This window comes from Antarcticirhabdus aurantiaca, assembly GCF_009765365.1.
Lineage (GTDB): Bacteria > Pseudomonadota > Alphaproteobacteria > Rhizobiales > Rhizobiaceae > Antarcticirhabdus > Antarcticirhabdus aurantiaca.
Map to the genome: position 1 here is coordinate 1 of NZ_VTOM01000009.1, position 16,586 is coordinate 16,586.

A 16,586-nucleotide genomic window follows, 5' to 3' on the forward strand; every position below is an offset into this window, starting at 1 on the left:
CCGGCACCAGCCGTCGTGCCGTGGCCGGCTGCGCCACCCCAACCCGCTTCGCCGGCCACCTCAAACGTCGCCGATAAGCCAACCATGCATTAGATTTGAACCGGGCCACCTAACGGGGGCAGGCCAGAATAGGCCGTGCCCATGCAGAGCGTGTGCACGGGCGCGCGGATGTAGCGCATCGTGTCGTACATGGCGAAGCCGCTCGACACGACGCCGCCCGGCGAGTTGATGTAGAGATGGATGGGCTTTCGCGGATCCTCCGCCTCCAGGAGCAGGAGCTGCGCGCAGACCAGCGCCGACACCGTGTCGTTGACCTCCCCGTTCAGGAAGATCACCCGCTCGCGCAGGAGGCGCGAATAGATGTCGAAGGAGCGCTCCCCGCGGGGAGACTGCTCGATCACCATGGGGACGAGTTGCATCGCTTCGCGCATCGGCGAACTCCGGCAGGTTGGGTCGTGGAAGGGGATTGCCGCGGCGCGCGGCGGGAGGCGTCAGGCGGCGCGCATGAGCGGCGGCGCGTTGCCGTTGGCGGCTTGAGGCGCGACCTTCCGGAGGCGCGCGTCGGTCAGCTCGTGGAGGATGCGGAGGCGCGTGCCGCCGACCTCCGTCGGCTCCAGGCGGAAGGTCACCGTGCTTTCGAGAAAGGGCGGCTCGTGCTCCCGCATCCGGTAGCTGACGTCCCGCCCCGGTGTTGCGGCCACCGGCTCGGGCGAGGCGAGTGCCTCGCCCGGCAGCCAATGCTCGCGCAGGCCGGGCGTGGTGATCGCGCGCCAGACACGTTCGGGCGAGTCGTCGAACTCGTGGATCTCCTCGACGCGGACGGAGCGCTCCGGGATCTCGTCGAGGCTCATGGGTCCATCTCCTTGAGCACGCCGCGCAACGCGTCCATGCGAGCGGGCCAGTAGGCGCGGTACTTGGCGAGCCATCCGGCGATCAGCGCGACGCCGTCCGGGTCGACCTCGTAATGGACGAAGCGCCCTCGCCGCTCCTCGCGCACCAGCCGCGCGTCGCGCAGGACGCCGAGGTGCTGCGAGATCGCGGGCTGGCTGACGCCGATCCCCTCTCGAAGGGCGCTGGCGTTCATGCCGCCGGACGCCAGCTTCTCGAAGATCAGGCGGCGCGTCGGATCGGCCAGGGCGCGGAAGATGTCGTTCTCGACCATGCGCCAAACATAAGCCGATACTTATGAGTCGCGCAAGTTCCTCGATCGATCAGATGTCGTGCGCGCGCTGTCGGCGTCGATCCGGTGCGGCCTGCGCCAGGCCGATCGGCAGCCTGCCACGCGTCACTGCGAGGGCACCTTTCCATCGAGGTCGCCGCTCAGCAACCGCTCGAAGGCGACGGGCTCGAGCCTGCCCGGCGGCCGGAACGGGTCCGAGAAGGCGTAGATGAAGAAGAGCACGACCCCGGAATAGATCCCGAAGGTCGACAGGAGCACGAGGTGGCCGCGCGTCGGGCGGTAGACGTGAAAGGGCACGGACAGAAGGGCGAGACCTGCGATCGCCGGAGCCCAGAACAGGCCGCTGAAGCGCCCGAACACGCCGGCTTCCCGGGCTTCCCGCAGCTTTGCGACGTCGGTGATACGGCCGAGCATGCGATCGCCGAGCCACCGTTCGCGGTTCGTCGTGGGCTGCAGGTTCAGCAGGCGCTCGTAGACCCCCTCCCACTCCGCCCAAGCCTGCGGCGACAGCCCTTCCGAGCGCCCGAGCATGCCCCACTCGACGTCGATGACGGTGGATAGGTATCGCTTCAGCCCGTCCTGCACCGGATCGACCTCGCCGCCGCCATAGCGCCGGATGTCGTTGTAGACATCGGTGACGGCGATCGCCTCCTCGGTCAGTGCCGAACGGACGTCCTTGTAGTCGGAGAGCTCCTGGGCATAGACGAGGCCGAGGATCAGGCCGTGCAGCGCGGCGATCCTGAACGCGACCGATCCGGCGACGTCATGCGTTCGGTCGCTTTCGGTCCCCTCCGGCAGGAGCCGCCGCGCGAGAAAGTAGCTCGCGAGCACGATCGCCGTGGCGCCGGCCACGAAGGCAAGCCCGTAGGCACCCGATATCAGAAGGTTGCTCATCCTGTCCTTCGACCCCGTGGAAGGCCCTTGCCGCTCGCGTCAGCGGAACACGAGGCCGCAGGTCCCGCAAGCGCGAAGCGAGTCCACGATGGCCGCACGCCGGTCCGATCAGTATGAAAGGGGGACCGAGGGTCGAAAAACGCGACATCCGGCCCCTCGACGAAGACTTCCCGCGAAACCTTCTACATCCACGAAGCCGAACGATACGCGGACGGGATGTGCTGACGCGCGTTGCGATCGCGTGTACCGTTCGATACCAGCAAAACGCGGAACCAGGACCGGGGAAGCTCAACATGACGCTGCGGTCGGCATGCCTCCTCGGCGGCGTCGTGCTGCTCGGCTCCCTTGGATCGGCGAGCGCCGCAGACCTGCGCTACACATGCGACGACGGCCAGGCGCTGACGGCGGCGTTCACGACGCCCGGGAGCGGCCTCGGATCGGTCCGCCTGACCTTTGCGGGATCGCAGGAGATAGTCCTGTCCGCCGACGGCGGGCGCTACGCCTACGCGGAAACCGAGTTCTGGATCAAGGGCCGCGAGGCGTCTCTGACGCGCGGCGGAGTCACGACGAGCTGCCGCACCAGCGAATGACGGCGATCAGGCACTGACATCGGGCAAGGTTCCCCTTCTGCGGAGTTCGACGCGTGAGCACCATGGCCGGAACGCGCAACGATCTGTCCGTCCTCATCGTCGGGGCCGGACCCGTCGGCATGACCCTCGCCTCCGAGCTCGCGCGCTACGGCGTGACGGTGCGGATCGTCGACAAGGCGCCGCAGCGCACCGACAAGTCCAAGGCCCTCGTTCTCTGGAGCCGCACGCTCGAGCTTCTGGACCGCGGCATGGGCGCCCGGCCCTTCGTCGAGGCCGGGTTCAAGGTTCACGGGGTATCGATCCAGGCAGGCGGCGCGACGATCGGGCGCCTGGAGATGGACGCCGTTCCCAGCCCTTATCCTTTCGCCCTGATGATCCCGCAGTCGGAGACCGAACGCCTTCTTGAGGAGCGGCTCGCCGAGCAGGGTGTCACCGTCGAGCGCTCGGTCGCAGCACAGTCGATCGACGTCGGAAGCGAGGGTGTCTCGGCGGTTCTCCAAGCCGCCAGCGGGCACGAGGAGACGGTTCGTGCCCGCTGGCTCGTCGGATGCGACGGAGCCCACAGCGTGGTGCGCCACGCGCTCGGCGTCCCGTTTTCCGGCGAAACGCTGCCGAGCGACTGGATGCTCGCCGACGTGCACATGACGGGCTACCCCCATCCCGACACGGATGCGGCCGTTTACTGGCACAAGGAGGGCGTCCTGATCGTCTTCCCGATCTCGCCGGGCCGATATCGGGTTCTCGGCGACCTGCCCTCCTCCGGCGCCGAGGTCCCGCCTGCGCCGACGCTCGACCAAGTCCGCGATCTCCTGGCGCGGCGAGCGTCGCCCGGCATGAGCGTCCATGACCCGATCTGGCTGGCGGGCTTCCGGATCAACGATCGCAAGGTGCGCGATTACCGGCACGGGCGCGTCTTCCTGGCCGGCGATGCAGCTCACATCCACAGCCCCGCCGGCGGCCAGGGCATGAACACGGGCATGCAGGACGCCTTCAACATCGCCTGGAAGCTCGCGCTCGTCGAGCAGGGCACATGCGGCGAGGCGCTTCTGGACAGCTACTCGCCGGAGCGCAGCGCGGTGGGCGACCAGGTGCTGGAAGCTGCGGGGCGGCTGACGACGATCGCGACGCTGAAGAACCCGGTGGCCCAGCAGGTGCGCAACCTCGTCGGACACCTCGTGCTCGGCGTGACGGCGGCGCGGCACAAGGTGGCCGATACCCTGTCGGAGGTCGCGGTGCATTATCCCGACAGTCCGCTGAACGGACCGAGCCTCCGCCGCGGACCGCGACCGGGCGAGCGCCTCGCACCGGCGAAAGGCGACACCCCGATCGGCTCGGGGAACGCGCCGAGGTTCGTGCTTCTGGCCGAGAGAACGAGCGCCATCGACGATCTCGTCGCACGTCGCCCGGGCCTCGTGGATCCCGCCGTCCGGCCACCGCTGCGCGACGGTGCGATCTGGCTCATCCGCCCCGACGGCTACGTCGCCTGCGCGAGCGAGGATCCACGGGAGATCGCCGACTACCTCGACCGAATCGCAGCAGAACCTGCGCACCAGGTGGGAGCCGTTCCTCGCCGACATGGAGAAGCAGACGGGCCTCGACATTGAGCCCTTCTTCGCCTCTCGACTATGCCGGCGTCATCGAGGGCATGCGCTTCGGCAGGGTCCAGTGGGCTGGTTCGGCAACAAGTCGGCCATGGAAGCCGTCGACCGCGCCGCCTGATGGACCTGTTCCGGGCGATCCACGAGGTGGTCTTTGCGGTTCTCCTCGTCGTCGCCGTCGGCCTCGGCGTCATCGGCGCGGGCGGCATCGGGCACGTGCTGTTCGAGACGATCCGCGGCTTCTATTATCCGCAGGCTTCGGCGATCCTCATCATCGTCGTCGCCACCGTCACGGTGATGGACCTCGTTTCCCAAAGCCTCCGCAAGCGGGTGATCTGATGCGCGCCGCCCTCTACTACGCGCCGCCGGACGGCGCGCCCCTCGCGCGCCTCGCCGCCGACTGGCTGGGCCGCGACGCCGCCACGGGCGAGGCGACGCGCAAGCCCGATCCGCGCCTCGACCCGCTCGTCGCCGAGCCCGCGCGCTACGGCTTCCACGCCACGATGAAGGCGCCCTTCCGCCTCGCCGAGGGGCGCACGCTCGCCGAACTCGACGAGAGCCTCGCCGCCTTCTGCGCGGCGCGGGGCGCGGCGAGCGTCGAGCGCCTTGCCCTGCGCCGCATCGGCCGCTTCTTCGCCCTCGTGCCGGACGGGCCACATCCCGACCTCGCAACCCTCGCCGACGAGACGGTCCGCGCCTTCGAACCCTTCCGCGCGCCCTTGAGCGAGGCCGAGACCGCCCGGCGCGCGCCCGAGCGCCTGACGCCGCGCCAGCGCGCGCTGCTGGGCGACTGGGGCTATCCTTACGTCTTCGACGAGTTCCGCTTCCACATGACGCTGACCGGTCCGGTTCCGGACGAGGATGCGGCGGCCCTGGAAGCCGAACTCGCCGAGCGCCTCGCACCCGTCATCGACCGGCCGCTCGCCATCGACGGTCTCGCCCTCTTCGTCGAGCCGGAGCCGGACGCGCCCTTCCGGCTCCACGCCCGCCATCCCCTCGCCTCCATTCGCTGAACGCTGCCCATGATGACCCGCCAGCCGACCGAAGACGTCTTCACCCACGCCCGCATCGTGCTGCCCGACGAGATCGTCGAGGGCAGCCTCCTCGTGCGCGACGGACGCATCGCCGACATCTCGTCCGGCAGCGTGCGGACCGGCACCGACTGCGAGGGCGACCACCTCCTGCCCGGCCTCGTGGAGCTCCACACCGACCACCTCGAAGGCCACTACCTGCCGCGCCCCAAGGTGCGCTGGAACATCCACGCCGCGCTCCAGGCCCACGACGCGCAGGTCGCGGCCTCGGGCATCACCACCGTCTTCGACGCGCTGCGCGTCGGCATGGACGAGGACGCTGCGCTCGGCTCGGCCGACATGAGCGCGATGGCGGACGCCATCCTGACGGCGGGCGCCGACGACGCCCTGCGCGCCGAGCACTTCATCCACCTGCGCTGCGAGGTCTCGGCCCCCGACGTCCTTCCGAGCTTCGAGGCCTTGGCCGGCAATGCGCGCGTGCGCCTCGCCTCGCTGATGGATCACGCGCCCGGACAGCGCCAGTTCGTGGATCTCCAGACCTACCGGATCTATTACCAGGGCAAGTCGGGCATGTCGGACGCGGTCTTCGACGCCTTCTGCGAGCGGCGCGTCCGCGAATCCGAGCAGCACGCGCCCGGCAACCGCCGCGCCATCGCCGAGCGCTGCCACGCGGCCGGCATCCGGCTCGCATCCCACGACGACGCCACAGCCGCCCATGTCGCGGAAAGCCGCGATCTCGGCATCGCGCTTGCCGAGTTCCCGACGACGCTGGAGGCCGCGCGCTTGTCGCGCGAGGCGGGCCTGTCCGTGCTGATGGGCGCGCCCAACGTCGTGCGCGGCGGCTCGCATTCGGGCAACGTCTCGGCGCGGGATCTCGTGGAGATCGGCGTCCTCGACGCCCTGTCCTCGGACTACGTGCCCTTCAGCCTGATCCAGGCGACCTTCGCCCTGGCCGACACGATCGGCCTGCCGGCGGCCGCCGCCATGGTGACGCGCACGCCCGCCCGCGTCGCCGGGCTCGACGATCGGGGCGCTCTGTCTCCCGGGCTCCGGGCCGACCTCGTGCGGGTCCGGGCGCCGGCTGCGTCGGGCACGCCGCCGGTGGTCCGCGGCATCTGGCGCGAGGGTCGCCGTGTCGCTTGAGCCGGAGCATCCCGGTCGCGGCCTCCTCGTCGCGATCGTCGGCCCGAGCGGCGCAGGCAAGGACACGCTGATCCGCCTCGCCATGGAGCGCCTGCACGGCGAGCCGCGGTTCGGCCTCGCGCGGCGGGTCGTCACCCGCCCGCCCGACGGATCGAGCGAGGATCACGACAGCCTCGACGAGGCGGCCTTCGAGCGCGCCGAGGCGGCCGGCGCCTTCTGCCTGACGTGGCGAGCGCACGGCCTCGCCTACGGCCTGCCGCGCGAAGTGGCGAAAGCCGTCGCGGGGGGACAGGTGGTTCTCGCCAACCTGTCGCGGCGCTCGCTCGCGGAAGCGGCGCAACGCTTCGGACGCCTCGCCATCGTCGAGATCACCGCGCCCCGCGCCGTGCTGGTCTCGCGCATCGCGGCGCGGGGCCGAGAACCACCGGCCGAGATCGAGGCGCGGCTGGCACGGCAGGTCGACCTGGAGATGCCGGCCGGCGCCCTCAGTCACCTGCGGATCGACAATTCCGGACCGCCCGCCGACGGAGCCGACGCTCTCGTCCGGCACCTTCTGTCCTTCTCCGGCGCCTCGGGGAGCGCCTGCGTCTCGCAGGGATAGGCTCGGGCGAACAACCTGCGGGGAATGGCACAGGGGAACCTGGACGACCGTCGACAAGCAGCTCGCAGCCGGCCGAGTCGAGCTCCGCCGGCTGCGATCGGTCTCAGCGCGGCGGCAGCTTCATCCAGGCGGGGACGGCGACGTCGGCATGGGCGAACTGCGGCAGCTTCTTCGACAGCTCCTCCATGTTGGCGATGTTCTCGTCGTTGAGCTGGGCCTGCGTGATGAGGGTCGGCGGCACGATTACCGAGGCGCCGGGGTTCTCGCCGGCGAGCAGCATGGCGAGCGTTCGCACCGAGACTTCGCCGACGACAGCGGGGTTCGTCGCCGCGGTCGCGGCCCAGGCCGAGCCGGGCTCGCGCATCGCCGCGATGTCGGCGGTTGAGATGTCCGCGGAGTAGATCTTGATGTCGCCCGACATGCCGGCCTCGTCCACCGCGATCTTCACGCCCTTGGCGAACTCGTCATAGGGCGCGAAGACGACCTGGATCGTCGGGTTGGCGCGCAGAACCGCCGAGGCCTGGTTGGCGACGGAGTTGGCGATGGGATTGTCCATCGTGCCCCAGCGCGCGGCCTCCTTGATGCCGGGATACTTCGCCTTGAATTCCGTCCAGGTCTCGTCCCGACGGTCGAGAGGCGCGATGCCGGCCACGTAGACGTAGCCCGCCTCGAACTCCTCGCCATTGTCCTTGATCGCCTGCTCCAGCGCGAGACGGGCGAGGTCGCGGTCGGACTGCTCGACCTGCGGCACCGCCTCGTTTTCGACGTTGACGTCGAAGGCGACGACCTTGATGCCGGCGTCCAGGGCGCGCTGGACGGCGGGCTTCATCGATTCCGTCAGCCCGTGCTGGACGATGATGCCGTCGACGCCGAGGCCGATCGCCTGGTCCATCATGTCGGCCTGGAGGGCCGCATCTTGGCGGCTGTCGAAGACGCGCAGCTCGATGCCGAGAGCCTCGGCCTGCCGCTCGACGCCCGAGAGATAGGCCTGGAAGAAGTCGCCGGTGGAAAGGTAGCGCACCAGTGCGATCCGCGGCTTCTTCGAGCCGTCGAAGGGCGCGGGCGCGGCGCCCTGCGCGAGCGCGCGCAGCGGCAGGCCGGCAGCGGCCGCGCCGAGCGCCAGGGCCGTTCCCGCGAGAAGCCGGCGCCGGGTGATGCGTGTCATGGTTTGTCCTCCCCTTTTGTTTTCGTTATCGCGGCCGGTTCGACAGGCCGAAGGTGAACATCAGGGCCGCGACGAGAACGGCGCCCTTGATGAAGTCCTGCGCGTAGTAGGGCGCGTTCATCATGGTCAGGCCGTTGAGGAGCAGGCCGACGAAGAGTGCGCCGATGGCGGTGCCGATGGCGTTCGGCTTGCCCGCCCCGAAGACGGCGAAGCCGATGAGCGCGGCGGCGACCGCGTCGAGGAGGAGCGAATTGCCCGAGGACACGTCGCCGCGCCCGACGCGGGCGGCGAGCAGCACCCCGCCGACGCTCGCGAAGACGCCGGAGATCATGTAGGCGGCGATCCGGTAGGCCTCGACCGGCGCGCCGGCGAGGCGTGCGGCCCGCTCGTTGGAGCCGATCGCGTACATGATGCGCCCGAACCGGGTGAAGGTGAGGAAGACGGTAATGAGGAGCGCGAGCGCCAGCATCACGAGCACCGAGATCGGCACGAGGTCGAAGACGCGGTAGCGGCCGAGCGCCAGGAAGGCGGCCGTGAAACTGCCAGTCGCGGTCGAGCCGTCCGGCAGCGTCATGCCGCTGGCGATGGAGCGCCCTTCCGTCGGGATGAGCTGGAGCCCGAGCAGCAGGAACATCATGCCGAGCGTCGCGAGGAGATCCGGGATGCGCAGGCGCACGATCAGGAGGCCGTTGACGAGGCCGACCAGCGCGCCGACCGCCAGGCATGCTCCGACCGCCGCGACCGTGCCGCCGCCGAAAACCACCATGATGTAGGAAGAGGTCATGAGGCTGGTCGCCGCCACCGCCCCGATCGACAGGTCGAAGCCGCCGACGACGAGCGTCGCCGTCACGCCGAGTGCCAGGATCGCGACGATCGACACCGACTGGAGCACGATCACGAGGTTGCGCACCGACAGGAAGGACGGCTCCATGACGCCGAAGAACGCGACCATCAGGACGAGCAGCGTCACGAGCCCGTAGCGCACGGCGATCGGGCGGAAGGCGAAGCCCTCGCTTCGCTTGCGCTCGGGCAGGTTTGCCGAGGCGGGCTGGGCGAGGTCAGGCTGCATGGCGCTCGGCATGGGTGCTCTTCGACAGATCTCGGATAACGGCCTCGCGGTCGAGGCTGCCGGCGAAGTGTTCGGAGACCACTGCGCCCTGGCTCATGACGAGGATGCGGTCGGCGACTTCCGCGGCCTCGTCGAGGTCGGCGCACAGGACCAGCGTCGCCCTCGCCTCCGCCGTGTCGCGCAGCGCCTGGCCGATGTCGCGGCGCGCGGCGATGTCGACGCCCTGGAAGGGCTCGTCGAGGATCAGGAGGCGGCAGGGCCGCGACAGCCAGCGGGCCAGCACCACCTTCTGCTGGTTGCCGCCCGACAGCGCCGACATCGGCGCGATTTCGGAGGGCGCGACGATGCCGAGGCGCCGCACGAAGTCGGCGGCGTGGCGCCGCTCGGCCGAGCGGCCGAGGAGACCCAGGCTGCTGAAGGCGCGGGTGAAGGGCAGCGAAACGTTCTGCGACAGGTCGAAGTCCGGCACCAGCGAGGCGCCCGCCCGGTCCTCCGCCGCCATGTGGACGCCGGCCGCGACCGCCGCGCCCGGCGAGGCCGGGGCGAAGGGACGACCGTCGAGGCGGATCGCGCCGGCGGCCGGTCGGCGGGCGCCGAAGAGGCATTCCGCGAGCTCCGTCTTTCCCGCGCCGACGAGCCCGACGACCGCCGTCACCTCGCAGGTGCGCAGCGACAGCGAGACCGGTGGGCTTTCCGCCGACACGCGCAGGTCCCGCGTCTCCACCACGACCTCGCCGCCGGGCACACGGGCGTGGCTGGCCTTGGCGAGCTGGCGGCCGAGCATGGCCTGGACGGCCGCGCCATAGTCGAGCGGGGGCGCGAAGTCGCCAGTCACGACGCCGTCGCGCAGCGTGACGATGCGGTCGGCGAGGCGGCGGATGTCGCCCATGCGATGCGAGATGTAGAGGACCGGCACGCCTCGCCGCTTGAGGTCGAGGACGACGCGGAACAGCCGCTCGGCCTCGGCGTCGGACAGCGCCGAGGTCGGCTCGTCGAGGATCAGGAGCTTCGGGTCGTGGCCGAGCGCGCGGGCGATCGCCACCATCTGCCGGTCGGCGAGCGACAGTTCGGACACCGGCGTGTTCAGCGGCACGTCGAGGCCGACGCGCGCCGCCATGGCCTGGGCCTCCGCCCGCCAGCGCCCGCGCCGGAACAGAACCGGACCGCCGCGGCAGAGCCGGTCGATGCAGAGGTTCTCGAGGACGTCCATCGACAGGACGACGTTGTCGTTGATCGCCTGGTGGACGACGACGATGCCGTGTCGCAGCGCGTCGGAGGGCGAGGATGGCTGGAACGGACGGCCGTCGAGGCGCATCGCGCCGCCCGACAGGTCGTGGACGCCCGCGACGATCTTCACCAGCGTCGACTTGCCCGCGCCGTTCGCGCCCATGAAGGCGACGATCTCCCCAGCGCGCAAGAACAGGTCGACGCCCTTCAGCACGGCGGACGCGCCGAAGCTCTTCGTCACGCCCTCGAGCGCCAGCCGGGGCGCGCCCGCGCCTCCCGCGGCCGGCCCCCGATGCGCAGCTTCTTCGCCGAGCACGATGCGATTCTCCTCCCGAACCGGCGTCTCCCGAGCCGATTTCGCCGACAGACTTGCTCGATGCACTGGCCTATGTCAAACCCATTTGAAAAATGCCAGCGGGAGGGAGGTCCGCGCCATGATCCATTCGGGAGGCCTGCAACCGGAACCGCTCGTCGACGTCGTGCCGGACTACGGCGCCTACGAGCCGCTGGCCGTGGAGCGCGTCGCCGCGCGCCTCGCCGCCTATCCCGAGGTCGCCGCCCGGCTCGGCGGGCGTCCCGAAGACTGGCAGGTGCGCGAGGTCGGCGACGGCAATCTCAACTTCGTCTACATCGTCGAGGGTCCGGCGGGCTCGGTCTGCGCCAAGCAGGCGCTGCCCTTCGTGCGCCTCGTCGGGGAAAGCTGGCCGCTGCCGCTGTCGCGCTCCTTCTTCGAGCACGCCGCTTTGTCGCGGCAGGCGCGCCTGGCCGGCACCGTCCCGCAGATCCTACGCTTCGACGGCCCCCAGGCGCTCATCGTCATGGAGAACCTCGGCACCCACGTCATCTGGCGCAAGGCGCTGACGGCCCGCGAACGCCACGAGACGGCGGCGCCGATCCTCGGCCGCTTCATGGCCGAGACGCTGTTCCGCACCTCCGACCTAAACCTATCCGCGGCCGAGAAGAAGCGCGAGGCGGCGCTCTTCGCGGGCAACACCGCGCTCGCCAAGATCACCGAGGACCTCGTCTTCACCGATCCCTACCGCGTCCACCCGCTGAACCGCTGGACGAGCCCGGAGCTCGACGGGACGGCGGCCAAGGTGCGCGGCGACGCCGAGTGGAAGCTGGCGATCCAGGAGCTGAAGTGGCAGTTCCTGTGCTCGGCCGAGGCGCTGGTCCACGGCGACCTCCACACGGGCTCGGTCATGGTCTCGAAGGCTGGCGACGCGGAGGACGTGCGCGTCATCGACCCCGAATTCGCCTTCTACGGTCCCATGGGCTTCGACGTCGGCGCACTCCTCGCCAACCTTTTCCTCAGCTACTTCGCGCAGGACGGCCACGGGCCGGGTGCGGAGGCGATGAAGGCCTGGCTCCTCGTCCAGGGAACCCGCGTCTGGGACGCATTCGCCGCGCGCTTCTCCGAACTCTGGCGCACCGAGCGCCGCGGCGACGCCTATCCCGCGAGCCTCTTCGAGGAGCAGGGCCAGGCGGACGCCTCCGAGGCCGCGCTGGAAGCCTTCCTCGCCCGCCTCCAGGTCGACGCGCTCGGCTTTGCCGGCGCGAAGATGGCGCGGCGCATCCTCGGCCTCGCCCACGTGTCCGACCTTGAGACAATCGAGCCGCCGGCCCTGCGCGCGGCCTGCGAGACACGCGCCCTCGCGCTCGCTCGCCAGCTCGTCGTCGAGCGCCGGGCCATCGCAACAGTTTCGGCCGCCTGCCGGCGCGCCGCCATCCTTTCGGGAGCCGACGCATGAAGGTTAAGGGACAGCCGACGCGCACGATCTGGGTCGAGGCCGAGCCCGCCGAGGGGCGGCCCGGCAGCATTGGCATCATCGACCAGACCCGCCTGCCCCACCGCTTCGAGACGACGAGCCTTCGCTCCCTGGACGACGCCGTGCGCGCCATCCGCGACATGCTCGTGCGCGGTGCCCCGCTGATCGGCGCCACCGCCGCCTACGGCGTCGCGCTCGGTCTTCACGGCGACGCCTCCGACGCCCGGCTGAAGACCGTCTACGACGCGCTCTTCGCCACCCGCCCGACCGCGGTAAACCTGCGCTGGGCGCTGGACGAGATGATGCGGACGCTCCAGCCGCTGCCCGAGGCGGACCGCGAGCATGCCGCCTGGGCGCGCGCCGCCGAGATCGTCGAGGAGGACGTCGCGATCAACCGGCGGATCGGCGAGAACGGCCTCGCCCTCATCCGCGAAATCGCCGCAAAGAAGGGGGACGGCGAGCCGATCAACATCCTCACCCACTGCAATGCCGGCTGGCTCGCCACCGTCGACTGGGGCACGGCGACGGCGCCGATCTACCTCGCCCACGAGGCGGGCATTCCCGTCCACGTCTGGGTCGACGAGACGCGGCCGCGCAATCAGGGCGCGGCGCTGACGGCCTGGGAGCTGAACAATCACGGCGTGCCCCACCACGTCGTCGCCGACAACACCGGCGGCCACCTGATGCAGCACGGGCTCGTCGACATGGTGATCGTCGGCACCGACCGCACCACGGCCAACGGCGACGTCTGCAACAAGATCGGCACCTATCTGAAGGCCCTCGCCGCCCACGACAACGGCGTGCCCTTCTTCGTCGCCCTGCCTTCGCCGACGATCGACTTCTCGCTGAAATCCGGGCGCGACATCCCGATCGAGGAGCGCGGGGCGGAGGAGATGACCCACGTCCACGGCAAGACGGAGAGCGGCGAAATCGGCACGCTCCAGGTGACGCCGGACGGCTCGCCCGTCGTCAATTACGGCTTCGACGTGACGCCGGCCCGTCTCGTCACCGGCCTCATCACCGAGCGCGGCGTCGTCGCGGCCGAGGAGGAGGCCATCGCGGGCCTCTTCTCCGAGCGCCGGCAGGACGCGGCCTGAGCCATGGCGCACCGCGACGACCGGGCCCTCCGTGAGGCGATCATCCGCATATGCCTGCGCATGAACGCGGAAGGCATCAACCAGGGCACCTCCGGCAACGTCTCGGCCCGCGTCGAGGGCGGCATGCTGGTGACGCCGTCGGGCGTGCCCTACGAGGCGATGACACCGGACGCGATCGTCTTCGTCGCCGAGGACGGCTCCTGGTCCGGCGGCTGGCGCCCGTCGTCCGAGTGGCGCATGCATCTCGACATCTACAACAACCGCCCGGAAGCGGGCGCGGTGGTCCACACCCACTCGCCGCATGCGACCGCGTTGTCGTGCCTGCGCCGCGGCATTCCCGCCTTCCACTACATGGTCGCGGCGGCCGGCGGGCGCGACCTCGCCTGTGCCCGATACGAGACCTTCGGCACGCAGGCCCTGTCGGAAGCCATGCTGACCGCTCTCGAAGGCCGGCGCGCCTGCCTCCTCGCCAATCACGGCCAGATCGCCTTCGGCGCGAGCCTCGACAAGGCGCTCTGGCTCGCCGGCGAGGTGGAGGCCATGGCCCGGCAGTACATCCTCGCTTGTTCCCTCGGCGAGCCCGTGATCCTCGACGATGCCGAGATGACCCGAGTCCTCGCCCTCTTCGACGATTATGGCAAGCAGCCCGCGCGCGCCTAAGGCGGCGGGCGTCCCGGCGCCCTCGCTCGATGCCGGCCAGAGCCCGATGGTGCGGGCCGCCTGGGGCTACTTCGTCGAGGACATGAGCCAGGCCGAAATCGCCGAGCGGCTCGGCGTCTCGCGCGCCAGCGTCCACAACTACCTGCGCCAGGCCCGCGACGAGGGGCTGGTGCGCATCTCGCTCGATCCGGCCGTTCTCGCCCGGTCGCAGACCGCATCGAGCCTCGCCGAGCGCTTCGGCCTCGAAGCCGTCTACCTCGTGCCGGACGTGTCCAGCGTGCCGCTGGAAAGCGTCGCGCGCGCCGCCGCCATGTGGCTCGACGACCTCGTCGCGCCCGACGCCACCCTTGGCGTCGCCTGGGGCGAGACCGTCCACCGCGTCGCCGAGCTGCTGCCGCGCCGCGCCTATCCCGCCATGACCGTCGTGCAGCTCGTCGGCTCGATGGCACTGCCCTTCCGCTTCACGGCGGAGAGCTGCACCTCCCTCATCGCCGAGCGCTTCGGCGCGGCTTGCGCCACCCTCCACGCCCCGGCCGTGCTTTCCAGCACTGATCTCGTGTCGGCCCTGTCGCGAGAGCCGCTGATCGCCGGCCACCTCGCGCGCTTCCAGGGCTTGGACGCGGCCCTCTTCGCCGTCGGGCTCGCCACGGCCGAGAGCCACATCGTCCAGTCCGGCGTGGCGAGCCGCGCCGAACTCGACTTCTATCGCGGGCGCGGAGCCGCCGCCGTGATCGCCGGCCGCTTCATCGACGCGGACGGCCGGCCGATCTCCGGGCCGCTGGACGGACGCATCATCGGCATCGAACTGGAGCGCCTGCGCCGCGTGCCGGCCCGCGTCGCCGTCTGCGCGGGGACGGAGCGCGTGCCCGCCCTCCACGCCGCGCTTCGCGGCGGCTTCGCCACCCACCTCGTCACGGACGCCGCGTCGGCCTTTCAACTCCTCGATCTCTCCCGGCGCGACGAGCCCGTTCGGTGACAAGAAGGGCCGTGGGCGGACCGATCGTCGTTCAAGCCCAACAGTCAGAGAACCACCTGATCCTGGCGACCGGTGTCGGGTCAGCCGACGCTCGCATCAGCCCCGGCGGGTGTCGATCCGTTGCTGTCCGCCAACGCGGTCGTGAGCGATCGGACCGCCTCTTCGATCGCCGTTCGAGGCCCTACGCCTCGCAGCAGTCGTCCTGGTCCGGGTCGGGCTTGCGCCCGCGCTCCGTCAGCCCGACGATGCGCCGGTTGACACGGCTCGACAGGATGCCGGGATCGCCGAAGACGGCCTCGACGTCGGCGAGCGTCACGGCGTTGCCGCCGTTGCGGGCGAGCGCGCGCTGGGCGAGCCGTCGCACCATCTCCTTGACATAGGCGGCGCTTCCGCCGTCCGAGGCCTCGACCGCCCGCGCGGCCGCCCCGTCTGCGAAGGCGAGCGCCCGGCCGTAAAGGGATACGAGCCGGCGCCGGCAGTAGGCGTCGGGCAGCGGGATCTCGATCGCCTCGTCGACGCGCCCCGGCCGCGAGGCCAGCGCCTCCTCGATATCCTCCGGCCGATTGGTGGTGAGGACGAACAAGATGTCGGCCTCGGGCGCGAGGCCGTCCATCTCGTTGAGGAGGCGGTTGAGGAGGGTCTCGGTCTTGACGCTGTTGATCTCCTCGCGCGCCCGCCCGACGAGGTCGACGTCCTCCAGCACCACGATGCTCGGCTGGAGCGTGCGCGCGAGCGCGATGTATCGGCCGATCGAGGGCATCTGCTCGGCGGTGGCGAGGATCGTGGTGCGGCCGGGCAGGTTCGCCGCGACGTAGCGGATGACGTGCGTCTTGCCGGTGCCGGGCGGGCCGTAGAGGAGGATGCCCTTGCGCGTCGACTGGCCGAGGCGCTTCAGCCCCGCGCGGTGGCGGTCGAACTCGAAAACGTGGGCGTCGAGCCGCGCCATGGTGGCCGGCGCCAGGATCACGTCCTCACGCGCCACGGCCGGCAGGTCGTGGACGCGCATCGCCGAGTGCATGCCGTCGTATCCGGCGCTCGGCTCGAAGGAGAGGATCTTGCCGCGATAGTAGCGCGACGCCTCGCCGGCCCTCTGGACCCTGCCGAGAATGTCGCGGGCGAAGGCGGCCGCGTTCCCGCCCGGCAGGAAGCCGATCTCGACCTGCACCACCTGTCCGCCGCGCGGCTCGAAGAACTGCGAGAGCAGGATGGCGAGCGGCTCGCCTTCCGCCTCGAAGAGCCAGAGGGCGTTGTTGAGCGAGGCGTAGGTCTCGTGGCTGCCGACGTCGATGTCCTGGTACTGGAGCGGCGTCAGCGCCACGACGTGATGTCCCTGGGAAATGACGAGGTCGGAGAGCTTGGGCGCGATGAACTCGTGCTGCTGGTGGATGCCGAAGAGCCTCGGCGACAGGGCGGCGAGCTCCGCCTCGATCGTCGATTGCAGGTCGGGCAGGAGGTGCGGCGCGAAGCGGCGCCGCGAGGAGGACAGGCCGGTGAGGTCCGTGCTGCCGAAATGGGCGCCGAGCGCCTCCCAAGCGAAGCGGATGGGCTGGTTCATGCGGGTTCTCTCGATCGGTTTCGAATCGAAT

The 16,586-nt window shown here is 70.5% G+C and carries 17 protein-coding genes and 1 pseudogene; 10 read left to right on the top strand and 8 right to left on the bottom strand.

Going from position 1 to position 16,586, the window contains the following annotated elements; all coding sequences use genetic code 11:
* Positions 1 to 125: 125 nt before the first annotated feature.
* The 4 genes and pseudogenes from FZN60_RS12185 to FZN60_RS12200 all read right to left on the bottom strand — a co-directional run.
* Positions 126 to 431 (bottom strand): annotated as a pseudogene (locus tag FZN60_RS12185) (ATP-dependent Clp protease proteolytic subunit); the annotation flags it as partial.
* Positions 432 to 491: 60 nt separating this feature from the next.
* Positions 492 to 851, bottom strand: a complete 360-nt coding sequence (locus FZN60_RS12190) for an SRPBCC family protein (protein WP_158873764.1) — start codon at positions 849 to 851, stop codon at positions 492 to 494.
* Entirely contained in the window at positions 848 to 1,162 is a 315-nt protein-coding gene (locus FZN60_RS12195) for an ArsR/SmtB family transcription factor (protein WP_158873765.1), read from the bottom strand. The genes FZN60_RS12190 and FZN60_RS12195 overlap by 4 nt, the downstream gene beginning before the upstream one ends.
* Positions 1,163 to 1,285: 123 nt before the next feature.
* Positions 1,286 to 2,074, bottom strand: coding sequence for a bestrophin-like domain (locus tag FZN60_RS12200; RefSeq protein WP_158873766.1), 789 nt, complete (start codon positions 2,072 to 2,074; stop codon positions 1,286 to 1,288).
* Between the two features lie 293 nt (positions 2,075 to 2,367).
* Here FZN60_RS12200 and FZN60_RS12205 point away from each other — a divergent pair, with 293 nt between their 5' ends.
* The 6 genes from FZN60_RS12205 to phnN all read left to right on the top strand — a co-directional run bounded on the left by FZN60_RS12205 (position 2,368) and on the right by phnN (position 7,037).
* The gene (locus FZN60_RS12205) at positions 2,368 to 2,664 is read left to right on the top strand and encodes an MliC family protein (protein WP_158873767.1); all 297 of its coding nucleotides are present in this window, start codon (positions 2,368 to 2,370) and stop codon (positions 2,662 to 2,664) included.
* Between the two features lie 62 nt (positions 2,665 to 2,726).
* On the top strand, positions 2,727 to 4,268 hold the full coding sequence (locus tag FZN60_RS12210) for an FAD-dependent monooxygenase (RefSeq protein ID WP_158873928.1): 1,542 nt from the start codon (positions 2,727 to 2,729) through the stop codon (positions 4,266 to 4,268).
* A gap of 114 nt (positions 4,269 to 4,382) precedes the next feature.
* Positions 4,383 to 4,601: a PhnE/PtxC family ABC transporter permease gene (locus FZN60_RS12220; protein WP_246726738.1), complete on the top strand. Its 219-nt coding sequence runs from the start codon at positions 4,383 to 4,385 to the stop codon at positions 4,599 to 4,601.
* Positions 4,601 to 5,275: a DUF1045 domain-containing protein gene (locus FZN60_RS12225; protein WP_158873768.1), complete on the top strand. Its 675-nt coding sequence runs from the start codon at positions 4,601 to 4,603 to the stop codon at positions 5,273 to 5,275. Before FZN60_RS12220 ends, FZN60_RS12225 begins: the two co-directional genes overlap by 1 nt.
* Positions 5,276 to 5,287: 12 nt before the next feature.
* Positions 5,288 to 6,436, top strand: coding sequence for an alpha-D-ribose 1-methylphosphonate 5-triphosphate diphosphatase (locus FZN60_RS12230; RefSeq protein ID WP_158873929.1), 1,149 nt, complete (start codon positions 5,288 to 5,290; stop codon positions 6,434 to 6,436).
* Positions 6,426 to 7,037, top strand: a complete 612-nt coding sequence (gene phnN / locus FZN60_RS12235; protein WP_158873769.1) for a phosphonate metabolism protein/1,5-bisphosphokinase (PRPP-forming) PhnN — start codon at positions 6,426 to 6,428, stop codon at positions 7,035 to 7,037. The genes FZN60_RS12230 and phnN overlap by 11 nt, the downstream gene beginning before the upstream one ends.
* Positions 7,038 to 7,140: 103 nt before the next feature.
* On the opposite strand, the gene FZN60_RS12240 is transcribed toward phnN, so the two are convergent.
* From FZN60_RS12240 to FZN60_RS12250, 3 genes are read right to left on the bottom strand one after another with little or no spacing between them, the layout of a single operon-like run.
* On the bottom strand, positions 7,141 to 8,202 hold the full coding sequence (locus FZN60_RS12240) for a substrate-binding domain-containing protein (protein ID WP_158873770.1): 1,062 nt from the start codon (positions 8,200 to 8,202) through the stop codon (positions 7,141 to 7,143).
* A gap of 25 nt (positions 8,203 to 8,227) precedes the next feature.
* Positions 8,228 to 9,271 (bottom strand): ABC transporter permease, encoded by a 1,044-nt coding sequence (locus FZN60_RS12245; protein ID WP_158873930.1) that lies wholly within the window; start codon positions 9,269 to 9,271, stop codon positions 8,228 to 8,230.
* Positions 9,261 to 10,754 carry a sugar ABC transporter ATP-binding protein gene (locus FZN60_RS12250; protein ID WP_246726756.1) on the bottom strand — a complete coding sequence of 498 codons (1,494 nt, stop codon included), beginning with the start codon at positions 10,752 to 10,754 and terminating at the stop codon, positions 9,261 to 9,263. The genes FZN60_RS12245 and FZN60_RS12250 overlap by 11 nt, the downstream gene beginning before the upstream one ends.
* Before the next feature lie 178 nt (positions 10,755 to 10,932).
* Between FZN60_RS12250 and mtnK the strand changes: the two genes are divergently transcribed.
* Genes mtnK through FZN60_RS12270 form a run of 4 tightly spaced genes read left to right on the top strand, consistent with a single transcriptional unit; the run spans position 10,933 to position 15,000 of the window.
* Positions 10,933 to 12,249 carry an S-methyl-5-thioribose kinase gene (gene mtnK, locus FZN60_RS12255; protein WP_158873772.1) on the top strand — a complete coding sequence of 439 codons (1,317 nt, stop codon included), beginning with the start codon at positions 10,933 to 10,935 and terminating at the stop codon, positions 12,247 to 12,249.
* A complete protein-coding gene (mtnA, locus tag FZN60_RS12260) occupies positions 12,246 to 13,364 on the top strand; it encodes an S-methyl-5-thioribose-1-phosphate isomerase (RefSeq protein WP_158873773.1) in 1,119 nt (372 codons plus the stop codon). The genes mtnK and mtnA overlap by 4 nt, the downstream gene beginning before the upstream one ends.
* 3 nt (positions 13,365 to 13,367) lie before the next feature.
* The gene (locus FZN60_RS12265) at positions 13,368 to 14,024 is read left to right on the top strand and encodes a class II aldolase/adducin family protein (RefSeq protein ID WP_158873774.1); all 657 of its coding nucleotides are present in this window, start codon (positions 13,368 to 13,370) and stop codon (positions 14,022 to 14,024) included.
* On the top strand, positions 13,999 to 15,000 hold the full coding sequence (locus tag FZN60_RS12270) for a sugar-binding transcriptional regulator (protein ID WP_158873775.1): 1,002 nt from the start codon (positions 13,999 to 14,001) through the stop codon (positions 14,998 to 15,000). The genes FZN60_RS12265 and FZN60_RS12270 overlap by 26 nt, the downstream gene beginning before the upstream one ends.
* 181 nt (positions 15,001 to 15,181) lie before the next feature.
* Here FZN60_RS12270 and FZN60_RS12275 read toward each other — a convergent pair whose 3' ends face one another.
* Positions 15,182 to 16,555, bottom strand: a complete 1,374-nt coding sequence (locus FZN60_RS12275) for an AAA family ATPase (protein ID WP_158873776.1) — start codon at positions 16,553 to 16,555, stop codon at positions 15,182 to 15,184.
* Positions 16,556 to 16,586: the final 31 nt, after the last annotated feature.

Bases quoted from the DNA above. Each gene is read 5' to 3' on its own strand.
- FZN60_RS12190 (WP_158873764.1), bottom strand. From the start codon at position 851: ATGAGCCTCGACGAGATCCCGGAGCGCTCCGTCCGCGTCGAGGAGATC.
- FZN60_RS12195 (WP_158873765.1), bottom strand. From the start codon at position 1,162: ATGGTCGAGAACGACATCTTCCGCGCCCTGGCCGATCCGACGCGCCGC.
- FZN60_RS12200 (WP_158873766.1), bottom strand. From the start codon at position 2,074: ATGAGCAACCTTCTGATATCGGGTGCCTACGGGCTTGCCTTCGTGGCC.
- FZN60_RS12205 (WP_158873767.1), top strand. From the start codon at position 2,368: ATGACGCTGCGGTCGGCATGCCTCCTCGGCGGCGTCGTGCTGCTCGGC.
- FZN60_RS12210 (WP_158873928.1), top strand. From the start codon at position 2,727: ATGGCCGGAACGCGCAACGATCTGTCCGTCCTCATCGTCGGGGCCGGA.
- FZN60_RS12220 (WP_246726738.1), top strand. From the start codon at position 4,383: ATGGACCTGTTCCGGGCGATCCACGAGGTGGTCTTTGCGGTTCTCCTC.
- FZN60_RS12225 (WP_158873768.1), top strand. From the start codon at position 4,601: ATGCGCGCCGCCCTCTACTACGCGCCGCCGGACGGCGCGCCCCTCGCG.
- FZN60_RS12230 (WP_158873929.1), top strand. From the start codon at position 5,288: ATGACCCGCCAGCCGACCGAAGACGTCTTCACCCACGCCCGCATCGTG.
- FZN60_RS12240 (WP_158873770.1), bottom strand. From the start codon at position 8,202: ATGACACGCATCACCCGGCGCCGGCTTCTCGCGGGAACGGCCCTGGCG.
- FZN60_RS12245 (WP_158873930.1), bottom strand. From the start codon at position 9,271: ATGCAGCCTGACCTCGCCCAGCCCGCCTCGGCAAACCTGCCCGAGCGC.
- mtnK (WP_158873772.1), top strand. From the start codon at position 10,933: ATGATCCATTCGGGAGGCCTGCAACCGGAACCGCTCGTCGACGTCGTG.
- mtnA (WP_158873773.1), top strand. From the start codon at position 12,246: ATGAAGGTTAAGGGACAGCCGACGCGCACGATCTGGGTCGAGGCCGAG.
- FZN60_RS12265 (WP_158873774.1), top strand. From the start codon at position 13,368: ATGGCGCACCGCGACGACCGGGCCCTCCGTGAGGCGATCATCCGCATA.
- FZN60_RS12270 (WP_158873775.1), top strand. From the start codon at position 13,999: ATGGCAAGCAGCCCGCGCGCGCCTAAGGCGGCGGGCGTCCCGGCGCCC.
- FZN60_RS12275 (WP_158873776.1), bottom strand. From the start codon at position 16,555: ATGAACCAGCCCATCCGCTTCGCTTGGGAGGCGCTCGGCGCCCATTTC.